This is a genomic window from Kitasatospora putterlickiae, from assembly GCF_039527695.1.
In the GTDB taxonomy this organism is placed as follows: domain Bacteria; phylum Actinomycetota; class Actinomycetes; order Streptomycetales; family Streptomycetaceae; genus Kitasatospora; species Kitasatospora putterlickiae.
The window spans coordinates 7,178-9,561 of sequence record NZ_BAAAKJ010000302.1 but is presented as its reverse complement, the minus strand read 5'-3'; the positions used below and the strand labels follow the sequence as shown (position 1 = coordinate 9,561).

At 77.2% G+C, this 2,384-nt stretch carries 2 protein-coding genes; one reads left to right on the top strand and one right to left on the bottom strand.

Features of this window, described 5'->3' with window-relative positions:
• Positions 1–464 precede the first annotated feature (464 nt).
• Positions 465–1,292 carry an EamA family transporter gene (locus ABD308_RS29130; protein ID WP_344340965.1) on the top strand — a complete coding sequence of 276 codons (828 nt, stop codon included), beginning with the start codon at positions 465–467 and terminating at the stop codon, positions 1,290–1,292.
• A 113-nt stretch (positions 1,293–1,405) separates the two neighbouring features.
• Here ABD308_RS29130 and ABD308_RS29125 read toward each other — a convergent pair whose 3' ends face one another.
• Positions 1,406–2,167 carry a pyridoxine/pyridoxamine 5'-phosphate oxidase gene (locus ABD308_RS29125; protein ID WP_344340959.1) on the bottom strand — a complete coding sequence of 254 codons (762 nt, stop codon included), beginning with the start codon at positions 2,165–2,167 and terminating at the stop codon, positions 1,406–1,408.
• Positions 2,168–2,384 lie beyond the last annotated feature (217 nt).

Sequence of the window (2,384 nt, the reverse complement as noted above, 5' to 3'; positions counted from 1 at the left end):
CGTCGGCGCTCACGCCCGGGCCGCCGGCGGCCAGCAGGAGGACGAGGGAGGCGGCGGCGAGGGCCGCGGGGCGGAGATGGCGCACGCCGCCTTGATACTGACGGACCGTCCGGCATCCGCCGACGCCGCGCCGGGCACGCCGTCGAAGCTCACCCTTTCGGACGCACCCGTCCGCATCCGTCCCGATTCTTGTAACGAGCTTGCTGCCCAGTGGCTCCTTACGGCAAACTCGCCCCATGCCCACCTCCCATCCCAGCGAAACCTCCGCCCCGACGCCGGCCGCCGCCGTCGCCGAGGCGCTTGCCATGCCGCCCGCCCCCCAGGGCGAGCCCGCCGGCGAGCGGGGCGGCTGGCGACGAGGCGGGGCGCCCGGCGAGGGGCTGCCACCGGACGCGAGAACCGGCCGACGGTTCACCGGCCTTCCGCGGCGCCCGGCGAGGATCCCGGCGCCGCTTCTCTGTGTCATGGCGATGTTCCTGGTGCAGACCGGGATCGCGTTCTCCAAGCCGCTCTTCGGACCGCTCGGGGTGAGCGGCACCACCTTCCTGCGGCTGGGCTTCGCGGCGGTCGTCCTGCTCGCCGTCACCCGGCCGCGGCTGCGCGGGCGCCGGCCGCGCGACCTGGCCGCCGCCGCCCTGCTCGGCATGGCCTCGGCCGGCATGACACTGCTGTTCGCCGGGGCGATCGACCGGCTGCCGATGGGCACCGCCGCCACCATCGAGTTCCTCGGCCCGCTCGCGGTGGCCCTGGTCTTCGCCCGGCGCGCCAGCCACCTGCTGTGGGCGCTGCTCGCGGCCGGCGGCGTGGCGCTGCTCACGCTGCTCGGCGAGGGCGGGGAGGGCGGCGGGCTCGACCCGGTCGGCCTGCTGTACGCCTTCGGGGCGGCCGCCTGCTACGCCGCGTACATCCTGTTCACGGACAAGGTCGGGGCGGCGTTCCAGGGCTTCCAGGGGCTGGCCGTGTCGATGACGGTCGGCGCGCTGACGGTGGCGCCGTTCGGGCTCGGCGAGGCCTGGCACGGGCTGACCGAGCCCGGCGCCTCGCCGCTGACGCTGCTGCTCGCGGTGGCCGGGGTGTCGCTGCTGCTGCCGGTGATCCCGTACGCGCTGGAGATGACGGCGCTGCGGCGGATGCCGCAGCGGGTGTTCAGCGTGCTGGTCAGTCTGGAGCCGGCGGTCAGCGCGCTGGTCGGCCTGGTGGTGCTGGGTCAGCTGCTGGGCGCCGTGCAGCTGGCCGGCATCGGCTGCGTGGTGGCGGCGAGCGTCGGGGCGACGCTGACCGGGCGGCGCTGAGGCACCGCTTCCCGAGGGAGCCGGGGGCGCGCATCGGGTTGATGCGCGCCCCCGGCGCGTTCAGGGGTGCGGGCTCGCCGGCTGCGGGCTCGATGGCTCGTCGGCTTACCGGCTTACGGCCAGAGCAGGGTGCGCGACCACTCCGGGGTGCGCACCGGGCCGGTCCTGGTGTAGCGGAGCCGGACGTGGTGGCGCTCCGCGTCGCCCTGCCAGAACTCCACCTCGTGCGCCCAGAGCGTGTAGACGGCGTGGCCGGCCGCGACCGCGTCCGGGGTGGCCTCCAGACGGCGGCGGGCCACCGCCACCGCCTCCTCGTACTCGGCCGGCGAGGCCAGCGGCTCGCTCTGCCGTCCGACCAGCGCGCCGATCCGGGCGGCCGGGGAGCGGGTGGCGAACTCGGCCCCCGCCACCTGGTCGGCGGCCCGCTCGACGGTGCCGCGCACCCGCACCTGGCGGCCGAGCTGCGGCCAGTAGACGGTGAGCGCGGCGGCCGGGTGATCGGCGAGCTGACGGCCCTTGGGGCTGTCGGCGGCGGTCGAGAAGACCCAGCCGGTCCCGGCGGCGTCCACGTCGCGCAGCACGAGCACGCGGGCGTCCGGCAGGCCGTCGGCGTCGACCGTGGAGAGGGTGAACACCTGCGGGTCCGGCACCCCGGCGTGCAGGGCGGTGGCGAGCCAGTCGACGAAGAGCGGGCCGGGTTCGGCCGGGGCCGCCTCGGCGTCGAAGGTCGGCAACGGGCGGGCCATCGGCGGACGGCCGAGCATCAGCTCGGGCACGGACCGGGGCGCGGCCGGAGCCGGTTCCCCGCCGGGTCCGGGGCCCGGTGCGGGCCTGGTCTCGCCGGGGCCGGTCAGGCCCTCCTCCTCCGCTGCCATCGCGCCCTTCCTTCCGGTTGCCGCGGCCGCAGCCCGCGGCGGGCCGGTCGCCGGGGGGCGCGGGCCGGGCGCGGGGTGCGCTGTCGGAGCGCAACCGTACCGCCGTGCGGTGACGGCGCCGGGCGCGGGCCCTGGCCTGGACCTGTTCCGGGCCTTGACGAGCCCGGACGAGCCCGGACGAGTTCCCGGACGAGTTCGCCGACGCGCCCGGACGCGC